Genomic DNA, 20,074 nt, shown 5'->3' with positions numbered 1-20,074 from the left:
TCCAACACGAGGCGGCTTTCGTCCAACTTTGCAAAAGATTGCCGCCGTACGCTGACGCTTCAAACAGGACGACAACAAAAATGACGATGACCGAGTACGTGTTTACCCCGGATCTGCCCGTGACCTTGCCGGTTGCCGGCAGCCAGCAGCGCTTTCCCGTTGGCCGAGTTTTTTGCGTCGGCCGCAACTACCCTTGGCCAGACACCCAAGGCCAGTCCCGCCAGCCGCCGGTGTTCTTCATGAAACCGGCGAGCAACGTGGTGGATGCGACGGGCGAAGTGACTTTCCCGCCATTGACCGAAGAGTTTGTCCACGAAATCGAATTGGTCGTGGCCATCGGCGAAGGCGGCGCCAATATTCCGGAGAGCCAGGCGCTGGCCTATGTCTGGGGCTATGCCGTCGGCCTTGACCTGACCCGCCGTGATGTCCAGCGTGCGGCCAAAAGCAATGGCTTGCCGTGGGAAGGTGCCAAGGTGTTTGACGGCGCCGCGCCGATGACCGCCATCGTGCCGGTGACTCGCGCCGGACACCCGGACGGCGAATTGTGGCTGAACGTCAACGGCGAAGAGCGCCAACGCGACAGCCTCGACAGCCAGATCTGGTCGGTCAGTGAAATCATCAGCCGCATCTCGCAATCGGTAGCGCTCCGGGCCGGCGACTTGATCATGACCGGCAGCCCGGCGGGCGTCGATGTGCTGCAACCGGGCGACATCATCAATGCCGGGATCGACGGCATCGGCCAACTGGAAATGCGCGTCGGTCAGCGACCTTGAACCCGACGTACGCTCTCGTGAATTGAAAAAAGGAGATAACAACATGTCCAGTCCTTTGAAAGTGGCCCTGGTCACCGGCGCCGGCAGCGGAATCGGCCGCGCCGTGGCGCTGGCTCTGATGGCAGACGGATTCACCCTGGTGTTGGCCGGTCGCCGAGCGGAGCCTTTGCAGGCCTTGGTCGAATTGGCGCTCAGCGAAGGACACGAAGCGTTGGCGGTGCCCACTGATGTGCGCGACCCGGTCAGTGTCGATGCGCTGTTTGCCACCATCACCGAGGTATACGGACGCCTCGACGTGGTGTTCAACAACGCCGGGGTCAACGCCCCTGCAGTGCCGCTCGATGAGCTGACGTTCGAGCAGTGGCGAAACGTGATCGACACCAACCTCAACGGCGTTTTCCTCTGCGCCCGTGGTGCCTTCGCACTGATGCGCCGGCAACAGCCACAGGGCGGACGCATCATCAATAACGGCTCGATCTCGGCGCATACCCCACGCCCCTTCAGCAGCGCCTACACCGCCAGCAAACATGCGGTGCTGGGGCTGACCAAATCCTTGGCCCTAGACGGGCGTGAATTCAACATCGCCTGCAGCCAGATCGACATCGGCAACGCCTTGACCGAAATGTCGGTGCGCATGACCAAAGGCGTACGCCAGGCCAACGGCACCATCGCCGTGGAGCCGATGGTGGACGTCAAACATGTGGCCGATGCCGTGCGCTACATCGCCGGCCTGCCGCTGGAGGCGAACGTCCTGAACATGACCGTCATGGCCAGTGCCATGCCGTTTGCCGGTCGCGGTTGAACCGGCCTTTTTTATTCCGCTACACGAGGTTTACATGAAGCCAGAAGTCTTGCAGCTCAGCCCGATCCTGATCCCTGAAATCAACGCGCGGCTCGATGAGCTGTTTACCGTCAGACGTTACTTCCAGCAGGCCGACAAGCAGGCTTATTTGCAGGAACACAGTGCGAACATTCGCGGGGTGATCACCGGCGGGCATACCGGAATCAGCCAGGCGCTGATGGCGCAACTACCGAAACTGGAAGTGGTGGCGGTCAACGGCGTGGGTACCGATGCGGTGGATCTGGCTTACGCCCGGGATCGCGGAATCCGCGTAACGGCAACCATCGGAGCGCTGACCGAAGACGTCGCCGACCTGGCCATCGGCTTGTTGATTGCCGTGTGCCGGGGTCTGTGCACCAGTGATCGTTATGTGCGTTCGGGCCAATGGCCCCATAGCCCGACGCCGTTGGCTCCGTTGCCGTTGGCACGTCAGGTGTCGGGCATGCGCATCGGCATCGTCGGCATGGGCCGGGTCGGCCGTGCCGTGGCGACCCGGGCCGCGGCGTTCGGCTGCCCGATCAGTTACACCGATCTGCAGCCGATGAGCGACGTGAACCACACGTTCATCGCCGATCTGAAGCAGCTGGCCAGCAACAGTGATGCACTGATTCTCGCGGCCGCTGCCGACAAGGCTGAAGCCATCATCAATGCCGAGGTGCTGCAGGCGCTGGGCAAGGACGGGTATCTGATCAACGTGGCGCGCGGCAAGCTGGTCAACGAGGTAGATCTGGTGACGGCACTGGCCGCTGGAGAGATAGCGGGTGCGGCGCTGGATGTGTTTGTCGATGAACCGAACGTGCCCGAAGCACTGTTTGCCAACGAGAACGTGGTACTGCAGCCCCATCGCGCGAGTGCGACGCTGCAGACTCGCACGCGAATGGGAGAGATGGTGGTGGCGAGCCTGGTGGACAGTTTCGCCGGGAGAATACCGCAGGGGTCTGTGACTGACTGAACGTTGGCCGCCGAGGAGACGTTGCGTCCCCTCGGCGGTTCGGTGTCAGGTAAACAGCCACGTCGACGCCCACTAAAGCAGCACGCTATGGCCTACGGCTAAAGCTCTGTGGTTTGGTGAACATCGAGAGGACGAGGTGGCGTCCTATCCACCAGGCTTGCTTGCTTATTGGCTGGTTCAGTTTTCCCCGCATGGTCGGGACGGATCTTGAACCAGATGGAGTACATCGCTGGCAGGAACACCAGCGTCATGATGGTTCCGACGAACGTGCCTCCGATCAGCGTGTAGGCCAGCGTCCCCCAGAAGACGGAGTGTGTCAGGGGAATGAATGCCAGGATCGCCGCCAGCGCTGTCAGCAGTACCGGGCGGGCACGTTGGACCGTGGCTTCGACCACCGCGTGAAACGGATCCAGCCCTTCTTGGGCGTTGTGATGGATTTGCCCAATCAGAATCAGCGTATTGCGCATCAAAATGCCTGAAAGGGCGATTAGACCTACCAGAGCGTTGATACCAAACGGCTGCTGGAAGATAAGCAGTGTCGGCACCACACCAATCAACCCCAGTGGCGAGGTGAGGAACACCATGACCATCGCCGAGATCGAACGTACCTGCAGAATAATGATCAGCAGCGTCATGGCAATCATGATCGGGAACAGCGGCAACATCGCTTTACCGGCTTTGCCCGACTCCTCGATTGCACCCGCCTGCTCGATCCGGTACCCGTCAGGCAGCTGGTCGATGACCGGCTGCAGCTCTTTCATGATCACGCTCGAGACGTCCGGTGGCTGCAGGCCTTCGGCAATGTCACCGCGCACGGTAATGGTCGGCGTGCGGTCACGACGTCGGAGGATCGGATCCTCCATACGAACATCGACCTCTCCCACCTGAGACAGCGGAATCCGCTGACCCGCCGTGCCCACCAGCGTAAAACCTTCTATCTTGGCGGGATCGAGCCGGATATCACCCGCAGCACGACCAACCACCTGCACCGAGCGAATGTCCTCACGAACTGCGGTGATCGGTACTCCGGCCAACAGGAATTGCAGTTGCTGCGCGACTGAGTTTGACGTCAACCCCACCGCCTCCAAGCGATCCTGATCCAGGGCGAAATGCAGCGTCGGCGTCAGTGGCCCCCAGTCAGTGTTGACGGTTCTCATCATCGGGCTCGACTGCATCACGTCCTGTACCTGGCCCGCGATCTCGCGCAACTTTGACGGATCAGGCCCCATCACCCGATAGGCAACAGGGAACGGAGAATACGGACCAAATACAAGCTGAGTCACCCTGACACGCGCTTCTGGGGCAAGTCCCTCAGCAGCGGCCTCGCGGAGACGGAACTTGAGGGCCTCGCGCTCCTCCTGGCTGTCCGTCAGCACCACAATCTTCGCAAACGATGGATCAGGGAGTTCCGGCGCCATCGCCAGATAGAAACGCGGCGCGCCTTGCCCGATATAGGCCGTGACGATTTTTGCCTCACCCTGCTTTTGCAGCCAGGCCTCTATCTTGGCGGTGGTGGCGCTGGTCTGCTCAATGGAGGTTCCATAAGGCATTTGCACTTCAATCAATACCTCTGGACGGTCCGAGGTAGGGAAGAACTGTTTCTTGACCAGGCTCATGCCGAGAATCGCCACGCCAAACATTGCGATAACAGTACCGGCTACCAGCCATTTGCGAGCGATGACACGCGTCAACACCTGACGGAAGCGGTTGTAATTTCGGGTGTTGTAGATGGCCGCATGACCACCCTCCACCTTCTTGATGTTCGGCAACATCTTCACACCCAGGTACGGGGTAAAAGCTACCGCAACCACCCAGGAGGCAATCAGGGCAATGCCCACGATCCAGAACATGTTGCTGGTGTACTCGCCGGCTGTCGACTGCGCGAAACCGTTGGGCATAAAGCCGATAGCCGTCACCAGCGTACCGGAAAGCATCGGCGCGGCTGTATGACTCCAGGCATACGCGGAAGCTTTGATGCGGTCGTAGCCCTCCTCCATTTTCACCACCATCATTTCGATAGCAATGATGGCGTCGTCCACCAACAGTCCGAGCGCCAGAATCAACGAGCCAAGGGTGATACGGTCAAAGTTCTTTCCAGTGGCCGCCATCACCACAAACACCACCGCCAACGTCAACGGCACAGCCGCAGCGACCACAACGCCTACACGCCAGCCCATGCTGAGAAAGCAGACAAGCATCACCACAAGCAGCGCGACGAAAAATTTGACCATGAACTCGCCGACGGCCGAACTGATATTTACAGATTGATCGGTGACCTTGGAGAGCGTCATGCCCAACGGCATGCCTTCATTGATCTTGACCGTCTCCGCGTCCAGCGCCTTGCCCAGGTCAAGACCGTTCCAACCCTCACGCATCACGATCCCCAGCAACAAGGCCTCTTCACCGTTATTACGCACGAGAAAGGTTGCCGGATCTTCATAACCACGTTCGATCGTCGCCACGTCCGAGAGCTTCAGCGTCCGCCCCTGAACCGCAATGGGTGTGTCACGAATCTTCTGCACCTTATCGAAGGCGCCATCCAGCCGGAGGAAGATTTGTGGCCCGTCGCTTTCGATCGAACCGGCAGGCGTGAGCACGTTCTGATTATTCAGCGCGGCAAAGATGTCCTGAGGTGATACGCCCAAGGTGGCCAGCCGATCATGGGAAAAGGAAACAAAGATGCGCTCGGGTTGCTCCCCAATAATGTTGACCTTCTTCACGCCCGGCACATGCAGCAGTTGTTGGCGCAACGACTCTGCATCACGTACCAACAGTCGCTGCGGTTCGCCTTTGGCTTTCAGGGCGAACAGTGCAAATGTCACGTCCGAAAACTCGTCGTTGACCATTGGCCCAATGACACCCGCCGGCAGCTTCCTGGCCTCATCGTCGAGCTTTTTACGCGCCTGATAGAACTCCTCCTGCACTTGCGAGGGCGGCGTGCTATCGCGTAGTGACACCATGGTGAAGGCGAGGCCAGGACGGGTGTAGGTTTCCGTGCGGTCGTACCATTTCAGTTCTTGCAGGCGTTTTTCAAGTGGCTCTGCTACCTGATCCTGCATCTCCTGCGCCGTGGCGCCCGGCCACGCGGTAATGACCGTCAACTGCTTGACCGTAAACGGAGGATCTTCCGCACGCCCCAGCTGGAAGAACGACAGGATGCCCGCAACGGCGATCAGGAAGATCAGAAACACCGTGATGGAGCGCTCGCGAACGGCGATCGCGGAGAGATTGAAGCGCCCCTCGCTCATGGATGACTCCCTGCGACCTTGACGCCATCCGGTTGAGCCAGCCTCACCTCCTCACCATCGCGCAGCAGATGCGCGCCTAACGCTACAATCTGCTCGCCGACCTTGAGATCGCCTGCGACTCGCGCTGCGTCGTCGCTCAAGCCCAAGATTTGAACAGGTCGCCAGGCCACCTTCGCCGGTGTACCGGCGATGACCCACACGCCAGTGCCTTGGCCTGGGTCATAAACGGCAGCGATCGGCACTTGTAGCCCCTGCCCTTGCGTGGTGCTTTCAGCGATCCGAAGCGTGACGGTCGAACCTAGTGGTGCATTGGCCAGCGCCCCCTCAAGCACATACCGCGCCTCGAAGGTGCGTGTCATTCGGTCGGCCGAGTCAGAAAGCAGCCTCAGCTTCGCTGTAACAGCACCCGTGGTATTGCCATAAAGCGTCGCCTGCGCGGTGGATCCTGCTGCGGGGCGTAGCGTCTCGGGCAGATGCACGATGGCTTCGCGCTGCCCCGCCCGCGCCAGTCGAACCACGGGCTGCCCCGGGCTGACGACTTGCCCGGGCTCGGCGAGCGTCTCCACCACTACGCCGTCGGAATCCGCAAACAGCACCGCATAACCAGAAGCATTGCGGGCTACATCAGCCTGCGCTTCAGCGGCGCTGAGCTGCGCCTTTGCGGTATCCGCTGCGGCTTTGATCTGGTCGTAAGCCGATGCGGAAATAGCGCCTGCGGCGACCAGGTCGCGATATCGCGCCTCGTCATCTGCAGTCTGCTTGGCTCGGGCCCGAGCGGCGATGACCGACTCTTGCTGTGCTCGCGCCTGCAACCCCAGGTCGATTGGGTCGAGACGCATGAGTGGCTGACCACGCTTAACGGTCTGACCGGTGTCAACCAGACGCTCAAGTATCTTGCCTGACACCCGGAAGCCCAGATCGCCCTGGACGCGGGCAGCCACGACACCCGTGAAAGAACGTGAGACGTCGGACGAACCCTGAACCGCAGAGGACCTCACCAGAGGGGCATGCGTACGTGGATCTTCAACGGTGGATGAGTCGCCACACGCCGTCAGGACGAGAGGCAACAAGCAAGCGGCAATGGGGACAGGTCGAAGCCGGCGCATAGGTTCCCTTACTTAAAAAATAGGACAGGCGCCTCATTCTCAGTCTAGTGACCATATCTGTCAATGGTCACTAATCATGAAGTACTGCCCCCCATGATCCCAGCACTAGCGTTGCCGAATACTGCTGGCCAACCTCGAGCTTAGTCCAAAGAGCGTCGATTGACAGATAGTGACCATAACGTAATATAGTCACAAACATCCTCAGTTGAAGGTACCTCAATGCCTCCCCTCCGCCCCATTGCTCTCTTGGTGAGTGCCAGCTTGATGACAGGTTGCGCGGTCGGTCCGGACTATCACCGTCCGGACGCCCCACTGTCGGACCATTACTTGGGGCAGTCTTCTGTCGAACAGAGGCCTGGGGCGACGCCGGCCAGTCTTGTCGCCTGGTGGGAAGGCTTTGGTGATCCGCTGTTAGCCGACTTCGTCTCCAAGGCACTTGAGCAGAACCTGGATCTGGCGCAGGCGTCGGCGCGAGTCACGCAGGCACGGGCCGGACTGGGCGCCGCAAATGCCGCTTTACTGCCCTCGGGGAACATCAGCGGACAGGCCGCGCGCTCCTACCAGTCAATCGAGACTCCGCTCGGCCAGGTGTTGAACTCAACACCTGGCTATGATCGGTACGGAAGTTCCTACGAGGCCAACCTCGATGCCAGCTGGGAGGTAGATGTCTTTGGCGGATTGCGCCGCGGACGCGAGGCTGCTCTGGCCGAGTACCAGGCTTCCCAGGCGGGCGTCGCTGCCACACGATTGGCCGTCGCTGCACAGACCGCCGATATCTACATCACTATCCGCGGACTGCAGACCCGGCTGGACATTGCGAACCGACAAGTCAAAACACAGCAGGAGCTACTAGAGAAAGTCCAGTTGCTCTACAGCAAGGGGCTCGCCGCCAACTATCAGGTTCGCCAGGCCGAGGGGGCGCTATCGCAGGTCCAGGCGACAGTGCCGGTCATGCAGACCGGTCTGGATGCTGCCATGAATGCGCTGGATGTCATGCTCGGCACGCCGCCAGGCACTCACCGCACACAACTGGCAAGTGCGGGGAGCATTCCTGTAGCGCCGCAGTTAAAGACGATGGGAACGCCGGCCGATTTGCTGCGCCGCAGGCCAGACCTCATTGTGGCTGAGCGCCGTCTTGCGGCTTCAAACGCACGCATCGGGGAGGCGATTGCTGAGTACTACCCGAAATTCTCCCTCAGCGCATTGCTGGGTAGTGCTACGGCTGTATCCGCAGGCAATCTTTTCACCAGCGGTGCCAGCCAGTCGGCGGGCGTATTGGGACTGCGCTGGAGACTCTTCGACTTCGGTCGCATAAACGCCCAAATCGACCAAGCCAAGGGACAAGAAGCCGAAACCTTGGCCGCTTACCGTCAGTCCGTGCTGCGCGCCACCGAGGATGTTGAGAACGCGCTCTCCTCACTGGTGAATCGGGAAGCTCAAGCAACCACCCTCACCAGGGGAGAGGCGTCTCTGACACAGGCTCGCCAATCGTCGTTCATTGCCTATGAGAAAGGCACAGCCAGCCTGATCGATGTCCTGCACGCCGACGAGACGATGCTGCAGGCTTCCGATGCTCGGGCACAAGCTCGAACGGAATCGGCACGGGCGGCAGTCGCGGCATTCAAGGCGCTCGGTGGTGGCTGGCAGCCTCCTGAAACTCAGCCTGTTGCGACACGATGATTTAACCAGGTGACGTAGCACTTGATGCACGCACCTCCCCCCTCTTTCAGCTACTACCCAATCCGAGAGTGGGTTCGCTCACCGACTGACGCGGTCAGCAGCCAATTGCTCAATAGAAACCAACCGGAGTAAAGCGAAATGAAGTCGAACGAAAATTCCTGGGTGCTCATCACCGGCGCATCAAGCGGATTTGGCGAGGAGTTTGCCCGGCAATATGCAGCGCAGGGAAAATCGCTCGTTCTGGTAGCAAGAAGGCTGAGTAAGCTCGAAGCGCTATCGGCGCAGCTGCGCGAACGCTTCGGCGTTGATGTGATCGTCGAACAAGTAGACCTGTCCTCGATCCCGGCGATCATCGGACTGCATGAGCGACTCAGCGAACGCAATATAGTGATCGATGTGCTCATCAACAATGCGGGTCATGGATTGCAGGGGCCTTTCCTGGATCAACCTCTGGATGAGTCCCTGACCATGATTGATTTGGATATCGCCAGCCTGACAGCCCTGACACGCCTTTTCGCGGCCGACATGCGAGCCCGCAAACGTGGGCACATCCTGATGGTCGCCAGCTTGCTGTCCTTCCAGGGCGTGAAGAGTTTCGCCGTTTACTCTGCCGCGAAAGCCTATGTTCTTCGCTTCTCTGATGCGCTTCATCGCGAACTGAAAAATGACGGCGTCGTCGTTACCGCACTGTGCCCAGGAATGTCGGATACCGGATTTGCAGAAAGCGCCAAGCAACGGATCACACCGGCCTTGAAAAGGGTGATGATGCAGCCTCAACCCGTCGTGCGTGCAGGAATCCGTGCACTGCAAGCCGGACGCATGAGTGTGGTGCCGGGTTTTGGCAACAAGGCCATTACTGTCTTGACTTGGGCCACGCCTCGTCGGTTTCATCAGGGCCTTATGGCGCAGGTGATGGGAGTCTGAGGGGGCGACAAAGAGGCCTTTTACCTCAGGGGAAAGGCCCGAGATGTGTTCCTAAAGGTCGGGAGGCAACGCGTGCTCCCGACAGGACATTCATCGTGTAACAGCACTCAATTAGAAGCGGTAACTCACAGACGTACCGAGCCCGTTCGCACTGTTCTTAAATTTGGCACTGTATGCACCTCTATTCGCAGAGGCGTCGTTGATCTGCACGCTCTCCTCCCATAGGTAGGAATAAGCAACATCGATCGTGACATTGTCCACCGGAGTCCAGCCAGCACCGAAGCTGATAACCTTCCGGTCACCCGTAGGAATACGTGGTCCACGGTTGGTGTTGTTGGTGGGAGACTGGTCGACCGAGAAGCCTGCGCGAAGTACCCATTGGCTGTTCAATTTGTACGCCGTGCCGATAGCGTGAGCCCACGTATCATGCCAGTTCTGTTCTTCGGTAATAGTGCCCAGCGAGCCGCTCAACAAAGGGGGTAAACCCGTGTTCTCGATGGTTAATTCTTTAAAGCGACTCCAGCGTGTCCAGGTACTCCCCAAATATAGAGTCCAGTCATTATTGAGCTGATGAGTCACCGAGAAATCCACTGACTCTGGGGTATCCACATCCAGCGAAGCGTCATAACTCCGGCCGCTGACCCCCAACACGCTAAAGATGCCGTCGGTGACCTTGGTCTTGGCGTCCAAGTGGTAACTGACCTTGGAATGGTAAGTCATGCCCAAGCGAGTTTGGTCTGTAGCCTGCACCAGGATACCGGCGTTGAAACCGAGGGCCGTGTCATCGCCCGTGCTTTTGAGTTTTCCGTCATTGCGACCTGGGCTAAGTGGATTGGGCACCATCCCGGACAGCTCACCGGTGATGCGGTTGATGGTCGGACCGAACCCGATCGAAACTTTGTCGTTAAAGGCATAGCTGATGGTGGGCTGGAACGTAAGGGTCGTGACCTCACTTTTGTTGGCGTAGTAACGCCCGGCAAAACCGCTGCCATAGTCAGTCATCAGACCGAAAGGTACATAAAACCCTACACCGAACGCCCAATGCTCATCGATGGGTTTGACGTAGTAACCCATAGGCACTGTGGTGGTTGGCACCATGTCGCCGTCTTCCTGACCTCCGAATGTACTGCGGGTTTGGCTTATGTCGGTCTTCGCGAATAGAGTCGCCGCGCCCACGCTGACCTGCTCTCTTTTCAAGCGAGACATACCCGCCGGATTACCGAAGACCGTGCTCGCATCTTCAGCGGATGAGGAGCGCCCGGCAAACCCGGACCCCATCCCACTGACGCTTTGTTCATTGAGAGCGAAACCGCTTGCAAACACATTTGAAGATGCGAGCACGACAGCGAGGCCAAATGGGCTCTTGAGCAACATTTTTTTCATTGTTTGAACTCTATGGGATCACTGAGATGAAGCAGTAGAAGTAACGGCTCACCATATTTATTCATGTGACCAATTCAGTCAACGGTCACAATGCGAATAAATGAAATGCCCTTCGACGACTGGAAGAAGGGCAAAGTGAAAAGCCGTTTTGGTGATGTGTCGCTTACACAGGCATGACGTAAAACCGTTAGCCGAAGGTCAAGGCATGAGGCTACGCAAAATGAGGTTGGCGGTGAGCGTGGGCGCCTCCTCGACATAATCGAGGTTGTACTGCAGGAGTAAAGGATTGACGAAAGGCCGCAAAGCCAGATGTATCGCTTCTACTGTTTCGTCCAGGGGAGTCTTGCGTTCAAATTCGCCGATCTCTCGCCCCTCCCGCACGATTTGCAACACGAAGCGTTTGATCTGTGCGTCATAAGCCTGCGTACTGGGCCAGCTTTCCGACGCCGCAAATGCTGCAATGTCATAGAGTTTTCGGTCGTTAAAGAACAGATTCACGCCTGTGGCGACCACAGTTTTGACCAATCGTCGAAAGCGTTCCGTCGGCGACAGGTCTTCTACATTGATCGCCTGCTCCACAGCCGCGACGATTTCTGCCAGACAATTTGCGCAGATGGCTTCACCGATCGCCTGCTTGGAATCAAAAAATTTGTAGATGTAGGCCTTGGAAAACCCAATGGCCCTAGCCAGGTCGGAAACCGTGGTTTTGCCGTAGCCGTACTGACTGAAGTGTTCGTTGGCCGCCGCAACAATCTGGTCTCGAATGTCGTGATCGGCTGGGCCACGGGGGCTGGGCGAAGCTGAAGATATTGATGGCTGATTCATGGGAACAGCTTACTCATCCTATCGAGGACTGACAACTTGTGACCGACAAGATATATAGTCACAAATCGGCCATTTTGAACGACTTTTCCGAGCGCCCACAAACTTCATCACTTGAGCCGGTCGACAGTGGCTGCCTCGAGGAGTTGTTGCAGCGCGACACACGACTGATTTATTGGAGAACATTATCTGATAGTCCTTCAGTGGTGAGTGCGGCCGCCCTTGACACCGTTAACGATCGGCTGTGGATTCAACCGGTCGATGCAACAGATTGGCTAACCCTCCGTATGTCGAGACCAAGCACTGCAAAAGGAGTAAATTTTGAGAGTCCTTGCTCAAGTGGTGTCTATAATTTTTCAGATATCGGCCCCATTGGTCAGTGAATACAAATGCCCGCAGATGACGACTCGCTGCCCGGTTCTGAAATTCTCTTCGATGAAGCTGATTGTGGCTTACTGCTTACCGCAGAAAATGGCCAGATCGCACAGGTCAACCTCACCTTCTGCCGCTGGATTGGCTACCGCAGGAGTGAGCTGGTCGGTCGTCACATCCAAGACCTGATGAGCCCTGAAGGGAGGACGTTTCACAGGACGTACTGGGCGCCCCTTATGCAAATCCAGGGCGTGATCGCTGATGTCAAATTCGATCTCGTTCACTACAACGGACATTCAATTCCGATGATGCTCAGCGCCGTCCGTTGTGAGAGTTCTGCTGGCATATTTCATGAAATGACGCTGTTCAAAGCCGAAGATCGGCAAAGATACGAGCGTGAGCTGCTCCATGCCCGAATGCTCGCAGAAAGACATTTGGCAAAACACCTCAAGGATCAACGGGTGATGGATATCACCCAAGACAAGCTGCGCATCACTTACGCCGCGGCGGAAGACCGGGCCCTGTTCGCCGAGCAGCTTATCGGGATTGTCAGTCACGACCTGCGCAACCCATTGTCGGCGATAAAAATGGCAACGGAACTGCTGGGGCGCAGAGAGATGGATGCTAAACAAGCACAAATCCTTAGCCATATCACCCACTCGGCAGATCGCGCACAGCGCCTGGTGGCCGATCTGCTGGATTTCACCTTGACGCAGGTCGGGCGAGGTATCGCAGTTCTGCCCAAACCCGTTGATCTACACGAACTGGTGGCCGACTGCCTGGATGAGTTGAGCCTGGCGTTCCCCGGGCATGAGTTGTCCCACCTGCGTTATGGGCAAGGTAACTTTACTGCCGACAGTGACCGGCTCTATCAACTCATCGGCAACCTGGTCGCCAATGCAGTCGCCTACGGTGCTGCCGATAGCGGAGTCACCGTTTCTTCGCGCATCGAAGATCCAGCGGTCATTATTACAGTCCACAACCTTGGCACACCCATACCATCTGAATTGCTCAAGGACCTGTTCGAACCGATGATCCGCGGCAGTCATGACAATGCTGAACTTAGAAGTGTCGGGCTGGGTTTGTTCATTGTTCGTGAGATCGCCAGGGCGCACCACGGCGACGTGGCTGTAACGTCTTCTCTAACGAGCGGAACAACATTCACTGCAACCTTTCCTCGCACCATAAATTAGCTTGGGTTGACCTTCGCTCAACCCCGTCGCCCTCCTTTGCTAGCCGTCGATAGCGTGGTGTGTTGCTTGCCAATCTGGTCCGCGAAGACTGGTGCCCTTCAACGACAAAACGCCCACCAGTTTACTGTTTGCCCGCAAATTGCCCAATCGCTCCGGCTGAGAAAACACTGGAGTAAGCCGAACGGGGTGGTGTCCTGCAGCCACGGTGCACTCCTTGAGCACATGCAAATTAGCCAAGGTTACTGCGAGGTGCCGTCGTCGAGACTGGTTCGGGGAACGTAACTGCGAACGAAGGTGTCATCTGTATTAGGCACCGTGGTGTCGCAATCCTGTTGGGATAGAGAGGTGGCTTTCATGAACAATATTATCTACATCGTCGGGGCAGTTGTGATTGTCCTGGTTATTCTGTCGTTTGTCGGCCTTGTATAACCTTAGCTGCCAGCTGAGAGCCGTCCTGATGGCGCCTGCCTGACAGGGTGTATTTATGTTGCTACCCCCTGCCCTCGCAACATCGCAATATCCCGCTTGGGGGGTACGCCAAACAGACGGCTGTATTCGCGGCTGAACTGCGACGGGCTTTCATAGCCGACCTGGTAGGCTGCGCTTGATACTTCCTGATGCTCGTTGAGCATCAATCGCCTCGCCTCGTTCAATCGCAACCACTTCTGGTACTGCAACGGGCTCATCGAGGTGAGCTGGCGGAAGTGGTGATGAAAGGTGGGTGTGCTCATCTGCACTCGCGCCGCAAGTTCTTCGACGCGAAGCGCCGAGGCGTAATTCAACTTCAGCCAGTCGATGGCTTTTGCGATGCGATAACCCTGGCCATCGACCGAGGTAATCTGCCGCAACCTGGCCGCCTGATCACTCTTCAAGAGACGATAGTGAATCTCGCGCTGAATCAAGGGCGCAAGCACAGGGATGGCTTCGGGCTCATCGAGTAGCGCCAGCAAGCGCTCGAACGACGCCAACATGGCAGGCGTTACTGAACCAATCCCGACACCTTTCACCACTGATCGATCACGGGTTGGCGGCAAGTCACCCTGCACTATCAGCTCAGCCAACATGCGCAGATCGAGCTTCAAAGTCAGCCCCAGGCATGGCTGCTCCGGGCTTGCCGCCAGCACCTCAGAATTGGCGGGCAAGTCCAATGAGGTGATCAGAAATCGCGACGTGTCATACGGGTAGCCCTCGCCACCTACCCACAACTGTTTCTCACCTTGGGCGACGAGGATGATGCTTGGCTCGACCATGCAGACGACGGGCGGCGACGGATGTTCGCGCCTGAAAAAGCCTAGGCCCGCAATGGGCGTTCCGTAGTCACCTGGTTTCGGGATCTGCTCGCTAATGATCCGCGCAAGCGTTTCTTGTGGCGACAGGTGTTGAGCAGCGGTGTCGTGTTTGATCGTCATGTTCGCCTTGTACCTCTTCGCTGAACTCTAACTCGCCCGCTTACGACCGTCCTGCAAAAAAACAGAGACTCATAGAATCAGGCAAGTAATCCAGCGCAATGCACTACAGGGAGTCTGGGCAGAGCCGGAAAATGTTCATCCGACAAAGCCATTGAGGACTCTCCCATGCTTGTACAAGCCTATGGTGCTCATGCGGGTGACAAGCCCCTTGAACCGTTGCAAATCATTCGCCGTACACCCGTCGCCCATGACGTTCAGATCGATATTGCCTTTTGCGGCATCTGCCATTCGGACTTGCACCAGGTGCGCGCCGAGTGGGCAGGCACGCAATTTCCCTGCGTACCGGGGCACGAAATTGTGGGCCGTGTATCGGCGGTCGGCGCGCATGTTGTGGATTTCAAAGTCGGCGATCTGGTCGGTGTCGGTTGCATCGTCGACAGCTGCAAACACTGTGAAGACTGTGCCACGGGGCTGGAAAACTATTGCGACGGCATGGTCGGTACCTACAACTTCCCGACCCCGGACGAACCCGGCTGGACGCTCGGCGGCTACTCGCAAAACATCGTGGTGCATGAACGTTATGTTCTGCGTATCCGCCATCCCGAAGAACAACTGGCCGCCGTCGCACCACTGCTGTGTGCAGGCATCACCACCTATTCCCCATTACGTCACTGGAACGCCGGGCCGGGCAAGAAAATCGGCGTGGTCGGCATTGGTGGCCTGGGCCACATGGGCATCAAGCTGGCCCACGCGATGGGCGCCCACGTTGTGGCGTTCACTACATCCGAATCCAAGCGCGAAGCGGCGAAGGAGTTGGGCGCTGACGAAGTGGTGGTATCGCGCAACGCTGAGGAGATGGCCGCGCATGCCAAGAGCTTCGACTTCATCCTCAACACCGTCGCAGCCCCCCACGATCTCGATGCCTTCCTGGTTCTACTCAAGCGCGATGGTGCGCTGACCCTGGTCGGTGCGCCCGCCTCGCCGCATCCATCGCCCAATGTGTTCAACCTGATCATGAAACGACGAACGATTGCCGGCTCGATGATCGGCGGTATCCCCGAGACGCAGGAGATGCTGGATTTCTGCGCCGAGCGCGGCATCGTCGCCGACATCGAGTTGGTCCGGGTCGATCAAATCAACGAATCCTATGAGCGGATGCTCAAGGGCGACGTCAAGTATCGCTTCGTGATCGACAACGCCACATTGGCTGGCTAAGCAAAAAGCGCCAGCGAATAACCACTCATCAAAAGGACTATCCAGTGAAAGGCATTTTGCTTGCCCTAGGGCTGCTTGTTACCTCTTTTTCTTCAACGGGAGCCGATTTGTCGAACGGAGCAGACAACTTCTACAAAAGCGAAAAAGTGACGGTAGAAAAGGTCACCTTCAAGAATCAATACGGCATGAAGGTGGTGGGCAATCTGTTCATCCTGAAGAACCTCAATCCTCAATCGAAGAATGCCGCGATCATTGTCGGTCATCCAATGGGGGCAGTGAAGGAGCAGAGTGCAAACCTCTACGCCACAAAAATGGCCGAGCAGGGATTTATCACACTGTCGCTGGACTTGTCCTTCTGGGGTGAAAGTGAGGGCACGCCTCGCCAGGCCGTTTCGCCTGATATCTACACCGAAGACTTCAGTGCCGCCGTGGACTTTCTCGGCTCTCGCCCATTGGTCGATCGTGAACGTATCGGCGTCATCGGTATTTGCGGCAGTGGCAGCTTCGCCATCAGTGCGGCCAAGATCGATCCGCGTCTAAAGGCCATCGCCACCGTCAGCATGTACGACATGGGCGCCGCCAATCGTAATGGCCTCAAGCACAGTGTAACGATCGAACAACGCCAACAAATCATTCGCGAAGCGGCGCAGCAGCGCAACGCCGAATTCTGGGGAGGCGAAGTCCGCTATACCAGCGGCTCACCACTGAAGCTGACCGGCAACGCCGTGGGTGACGAGTTCTACGATTTCTATCGCACACCGCGTGGTGAGGTCACCCCTGCCGACGCATCGGCACAGACAACCACCATGCCGACGCTGACCAGCAACGTGAAATTCATGAACTTCTATCCGTTCAACGACATCGAGACGATCTCCCCTCGCCCACTGCTGTTCATTGCTGGCGCCCGGGCACACTCACTCGAGTTCAGTGAGGATGCCTACAAACGCGCGGCAGAACCTAAAGAACTGCTCATCATTCCAGATGCCGGCCATGTGGATCTTTACGACCGGGTCAACCTCATTCCATTCGCCAAGTTGACCACGTTCTTCAAAAGCAACCTGAAGTAGCACTGAGCAGTGCCCTGGCCGGGCATCCCTTCTCACGCGCGGCCTCGTTCCCGGGGCCGCGACGCTTCGCGCATTACGGGATTCAATCAATGATCCAACCCACGCTCTCAGCCCCGCGAAAACCTGAACAATCATGGGGTGCCGTATTCGCCATGTCGCTCGCCGCCTTCGTCCTGGTGGCATCGGAGTTCATGCCCGTCAGCCTGCTGACACCGATTGCCGCAGATCTGCATATCACCGAAGGGCAAGCGGGCCAGGGCATTTCAGTCTCCGGGCTGTTTGCGCTATTCGCCAGCCTCCTGACCGCTTCGGTGGCGGCGCGGGTCGACCGCAAGCCACTGCTGTTGTCCCTGACGCTGCTGATGATCGTTTCGGGAACCGTGGTCGCGTTCGCGCCGAACTACTGGGTGTTCATGGCCGGCCGCGCGCTGATCGGCGTGGCAATTGGTGGCTTCTGGTCATTGTCGGCGGCAACTGCCATACGCTTGGTGCCCGACGACCAGATCGCTCGCGCCATGGCAGTCGTCAATGGCGGCAACGCTCTGGCGACAGTGATTGCAGCACCTCTGGGCAGTTTTCTCGGAGCCTTCATCGGATGGCGCGGTGCATTTTTGTGCGTCATCCCGGTCGCGGTAATTGCCAGTCTCTGGCTTTGGGTGAACCTTCCTGCGATGAAGTCGCAAAGCGGTTCAGGCACTGGAAATGTTTTCAGGTTGATGAAAAGCACACCGGTCACGTTAGGCATGGCGGCGGTCAGTGTCTTTTTCATGGGCCAGTTCATGCTATTTACCTACCTGCGCCCGTTCCTTGAAACGGTCACGCACGTCAGTATTTCCATGCTGTCACTGATGTTGCTCGTCCTCGGCCTGGCAGGCCTCGCGGGAACCTTCCTGATTGAAGCATTCTTGAAAAATGGCCTGCATCGCACCCTCATCGTCATCCCGATATTGATGGCGGCGATCGCGCTGGCACTCGTTTCGTTCGGCAGTTCTGTGACTACCACCACCGTCTTGTTGGGCCTCTGGGGGCTGGTTGCGACCGCGGCGCCGGTGGGATGGTGGACATGGCTGGCCAGAACATTGCCAGAGGATGCTGAAGCCGGAGGCGGCTTAATGGTGGCGATCATCCAACTGGCCATTGCATCCGGCGCAACCGTTGGCGGGCTGGTATTTGACTCGAACGGCTATCGAGCGACTTTCGAGTTGAGCGCCACGCTGCTGGGCGTGGCGGCAGTTCTTGCCTTCCTGGCGGCACGCGCTGCCTCGCGAGAACCTGTTGCATTGGAGAGCATCGCTTGAAAAAACACAAGACATGCCAAGGCGAGTCTTGTGTTCCCTGTGGGGCAATCGGTTGCAGACTGGACGGTAAAATCAGCGTGCGCTATCGATGATTTGGCCACCGTCAGGCGTCAGGCTATACCCCGTCAAAAATTGCCCATCCTTGCTGGCGAGAAACAGCACCACCGGTGCGATGTCCTCTTCGGGTGATCCATAACGGCCAAGTACGTTAGTGGGTGCAGGCACATCGGCCGCAGTACCCCAAGTGTCTGCGACCGGCATGACATTGCTCACCGTTCCTCAAAGAGCCGTGGACGTTAATTACCGATTCAGGGGTAGATGAATCGCTGCTGGCGCCGTTCCGGGCAAACAAAATGATCACCCTTGAAATAGCTGACAGCTGACTGTTCTATGCACAGGCTCAAGGGACAAGCTTTCTTCTCTCGATAGGGACAGACAAGACAATGCTTGTACGTGTCTCACCGTACGCGTTGATCTTCGCAATGATATTTTCGATATCGGCCATTGACCTGGCATAGATCCTGATCAGGTAGGAGTCGTTACCCGTGACGTGCAGGCACTCAACGACTTCGGGTATGTCGTTGAGCGTCGCTATCAATTTGGATTTCGCAGGCTTGAGGGTGGTCATGCCGACGACAGCAGATATGCCAAACCCTAGTTTGGTTGGATCTAACTGAGCGCTATATCCCTTGATGACCCCAGAGTCTTCGAGCTTTCGCAACCGATCAGTGGTGGCGGGAATAGAAAGACCTGCGTGCTTGGACAGCTCCGTGATGGAAATGCGACCAAAGTCCTGCACCTTCCCCAAGATTTTGATGTCTATACGATCCATGTAAGCTCCCACAGCAAAAAGTATAAATTTTAACGAAAAGCACCCGGTTTACATTAAAAAATAATGCACCAAAATAAAGCAGAGTGCTAGTCTATTTGCAGCCCGATAAAGCCTAACAAGAACCCGGGCAATCATTAGCTCTGAATCCTTAGCGTTACGCACTGCATAATAAAATATTCTCCTCCAAGGATGGTGCTCGTATGGAAGATGAAAAAATAAAGTGTGAAAAAAAATCCTATCCATCATTCGCGAATTATATTGGAACGCAAGTCCTAAGTTTTCGTGATTTCAAGATGGATCAGATTTTTATGTATCTGGCTGGAGTCGCACTTTTCTCGGTGGGGGCCAAGCTTTTCATAGTCAGTCAACTGGGGACTGACCCCTTAGATGTCCTGATCATCTCGATAAATAAAATACTCATGCTCGGAATGGGCGTTTGTTCGGGTATCGTTTCTCTATTCTTTCTGCTGTGGTGGATGCTCTGGAACAAGAAATACCCTCCGATAAGCCCATTTATTACAACGACACTTACAGGCCTGTTGATTGACCTCTGGTCCGTGCTGGGGCTTGGAGAGTATTTGATTGTCAGAGTGAATGAGTACACGATGTTGGCGATGGGTCTGGTGCTGTGTGCTTATTCGTCTGCACTGATTATCATGAGCGGTATTGGTATCAGGATCATGGACCTTGTGGTGCTTACCATGGTGTCCAAATGGGCGTGGTCATTCACAAAAGCCAAAATGATAATTGAAATTGGCATCTTTTCAACCGGATGGCTTCTAGGCGGGCCCTTCGGTGTGGGAACCATTGCATTCTTGTTGGTCATAGGCCCTCTTATACAGCCATTCATGAATATAAACGCCAGGCGTTTTTCGCTTAAGAATTATGGATTGACCAGCGTTTCTTCCGCCTATCAATAACTACTAGAGGATTGCTGCCACTGTGGCGGCGGGATTGTT

At 57.0% G+C, this 20,074-nt stretch carries 18 protein-coding genes; 11 read left to right on the top strand and 7 right to left on the bottom strand.

All coding sequences use genetic code 11. From position 1 onward, the window contains the following. The first annotated feature begins 80 nt into the window (after nt 1-80). From AF70_RS18560 to AF70_RS18550, 3 genes are read left to right on the top strand one after another with little or no spacing between them, the layout of a single operon-like run. The gene (locus tag AF70_RS18560) at nt 81-773 is read left to right on the top strand and encodes a fumarylacetoacetate hydrolase family protein (protein WP_028940913.1); all 693 of its coding nucleotides are present in this window, start codon (nt 81-83) and stop codon (nt 771-773) included. Nucleotides 774-816: 43 nt separating this feature from the next. Next, entirely contained in the window at nt 817-1,575 is a 759-nt protein-coding gene (locus tag AF70_RS18555; RefSeq protein ID WP_028940914.1) for an SDR family oxidoreductase, read from the top strand. A 34-nt stretch (nt 1,576-1,609) separates the two neighbouring features. Continuing rightward, a complete protein-coding gene (locus tag AF70_RS18550; protein ID WP_028940915.1) occupies nt 1,610-2,566 on the top strand; it encodes a 2-hydroxyacid dehydrogenase in 957 nt (318 codons plus the stop codon). Between the two features lie 98 nt (nt 2,567-2,664). Here AF70_RS18550 and AF70_RS18545 read toward each other — a convergent pair whose 3' ends face one another. Together AF70_RS18545 and AF70_RS18540 are read right to left on the bottom strand one after the other, a co-directional pair. Then, a complete protein-coding gene (locus AF70_RS18545) occupies nt 2,665-5,814 on the bottom strand; it encodes an efflux RND transporter permease subunit (protein ID WP_028940916.1) in 3,150 nt (1,049 codons plus the stop codon). Then, on the bottom strand, nt 5,811-6,920 hold the full coding sequence (locus AF70_RS18540) for an efflux RND transporter periplasmic adaptor subunit (protein ID WP_028940917.1): 1,110 nt from the start codon (nt 6,918-6,920) through the stop codon (nt 5,811-5,813). Before AF70_RS18540 ends, AF70_RS18545 begins: the two co-directional genes overlap by 4 nt. Nucleotides 6,921-7,139: 219 nt before the next feature. Here AF70_RS18540 and AF70_RS18535 point away from each other — a divergent pair, with 219 nt between their 5' ends. After that, complete coding sequence (locus tag AF70_RS18535; RefSeq protein WP_028940918.1) at nt 7,140-8,600, top strand: efflux transporter outer membrane subunit; 1,461 nt, start codon at nt 7,140-7,142, stop codon at nt 8,598-8,600. A gap of 138 nt (nt 8,601-8,738) precedes the next feature. Beyond that, on the top strand, nt 8,739-9,524 hold the full coding sequence (locus AF70_RS18530; RefSeq protein WP_028940919.1) for an SDR family oxidoreductase: 786 nt from the start codon (nt 8,739-8,741) through the stop codon (nt 9,522-9,524). 111 nt (nt 9,525-9,635) lie between these two features. Here AF70_RS18530 and AF70_RS18525 read toward each other — a convergent pair whose 3' ends face one another. Then, nucleotides 9,636-10,907 (bottom strand): OmpP1/FadL family transporter, encoded by a 1,272-nt coding sequence (locus AF70_RS18525; RefSeq protein ID WP_028940920.1) that lies wholly within the window; start codon nt 10,905-10,907, stop codon nt 9,636-9,638. A gap of 198 nt (nt 10,908-11,105) precedes the next feature. Next, nucleotides 11,106-11,732, bottom strand: a complete 627-nt coding sequence (locus tag AF70_RS18520; protein ID WP_018927737.1) for a TetR/AcrR family transcriptional regulator — start codon at nt 11,730-11,732, stop codon at nt 11,106-11,108. 38 nt (nt 11,733-11,770) lie between these two features. Between AF70_RS18520 and AF70_RS18515 the strand changes: the two genes are divergently transcribed. After that, complete coding sequence (locus tag AF70_RS18515; RefSeq protein WP_155954662.1) at nt 11,771-12,112, top strand: hypothetical protein; 342 nt, start codon at nt 11,771-11,773, stop codon at nt 12,110-12,112. Nucleotides 12,113-12,118: 6 nt separating this feature from the next. Further along, nucleotides 12,119-13,294 (top strand): PAS domain-containing sensor histidine kinase, encoded by a 1,176-nt coding sequence (locus tag AF70_RS18510; RefSeq protein ID WP_028940921.1) that lies wholly within the window; start codon nt 12,119-12,121, stop codon nt 13,292-13,294. A gap of 482 nt (nt 13,295-13,776) precedes the next feature. Here AF70_RS18510 and AF70_RS18505 read toward each other — a convergent pair whose 3' ends face one another. Then, nucleotides 13,777-14,703, bottom strand: a complete 927-nt coding sequence (locus tag AF70_RS18505; RefSeq protein WP_028940922.1) for an AraC family transcriptional regulator — start codon at nt 14,701-14,703, stop codon at nt 13,777-13,779. 165 nt (nt 14,704-14,868) lie between these two features. Here AF70_RS18505 and AF70_RS18500 point away from each other — a divergent pair, with 165 nt between their 5' ends. The 3 genes from AF70_RS18500 to AF70_RS18490 all read left to right on the top strand — a co-directional run bounded on the left by AF70_RS18500 (nt 14,869) and on the right by AF70_RS18490 (nt 18,283). Further along, nucleotides 14,869-15,918: an NAD(P)-dependent alcohol dehydrogenase gene (locus AF70_RS18500; protein ID WP_028940923.1), complete on the top strand. Its 1,050-nt coding sequence runs from the start codon at nt 14,869-14,871 to the stop codon at nt 15,916-15,918. Between the two features lie 44 nt (nt 15,919-15,962). After that, complete coding sequence (locus tag AF70_RS18495; protein WP_028940924.1) at nt 15,963-16,985, top strand: alpha/beta hydrolase; 1,023 nt, start codon at nt 15,963-15,965, stop codon at nt 16,983-16,985. Between the two features lie 89 nt (nt 16,986-17,074). Next, entirely contained in the window at nt 17,075-18,283 is a 1,209-nt protein-coding gene (locus AF70_RS18490; RefSeq protein WP_028940925.1) for an MFS transporter, read from the top strand. 72 nt (nt 18,284-18,355) lie between these two features. Here the strand turns inward: AF70_RS18490 and AF70_RS18485 are convergent, their stop codons facing one another. After that, nucleotides 18,356-18,544, bottom strand: a complete 189-nt coding sequence (locus AF70_RS18485) for a short-chain dehydrogenase/reductase (RefSeq protein WP_081791079.1) — start codon at nt 18,542-18,544, stop codon at nt 18,356-18,358. A 139-nt stretch (nt 18,545-18,683) separates the two neighbouring features. Beyond that, nucleotides 18,684-19,115: an Lrp/AsnC family transcriptional regulator gene (locus AF70_RS18480; protein WP_019578517.1), complete on the bottom strand. Its 432-nt coding sequence runs from the start codon at nt 19,113-19,115 to the stop codon at nt 18,684-18,686. 200 nt (nt 19,116-19,315) lie between these two features. On the opposite strand from AF70_RS18480, the gene AF70_RS18475 reads away from it, so the two are divergent. Continuing rightward, nucleotides 19,316-20,035, top strand: coding sequence for a YitT family protein (locus AF70_RS18475; RefSeq protein ID WP_028940926.1), 720 nt, complete (start codon nt 19,316-19,318; stop codon nt 20,033-20,035). Nucleotides 20,036-20,074 lie beyond the last annotated feature (39 nt).

The organism is Pseudomonas sp. KD5 (assembly GCF_012932895.1).
In the GTDB taxonomy this organism is placed as follows: Bacteria; Pseudomonadota; Gammaproteobacteria; order Pseudomonadales; family Pseudomonadaceae; genus Aquipseudomonas.
Note: the sequence above shows the minus strand (reverse complement) of the source record. Positions and strands in the feature narration are given on the sequence as shown.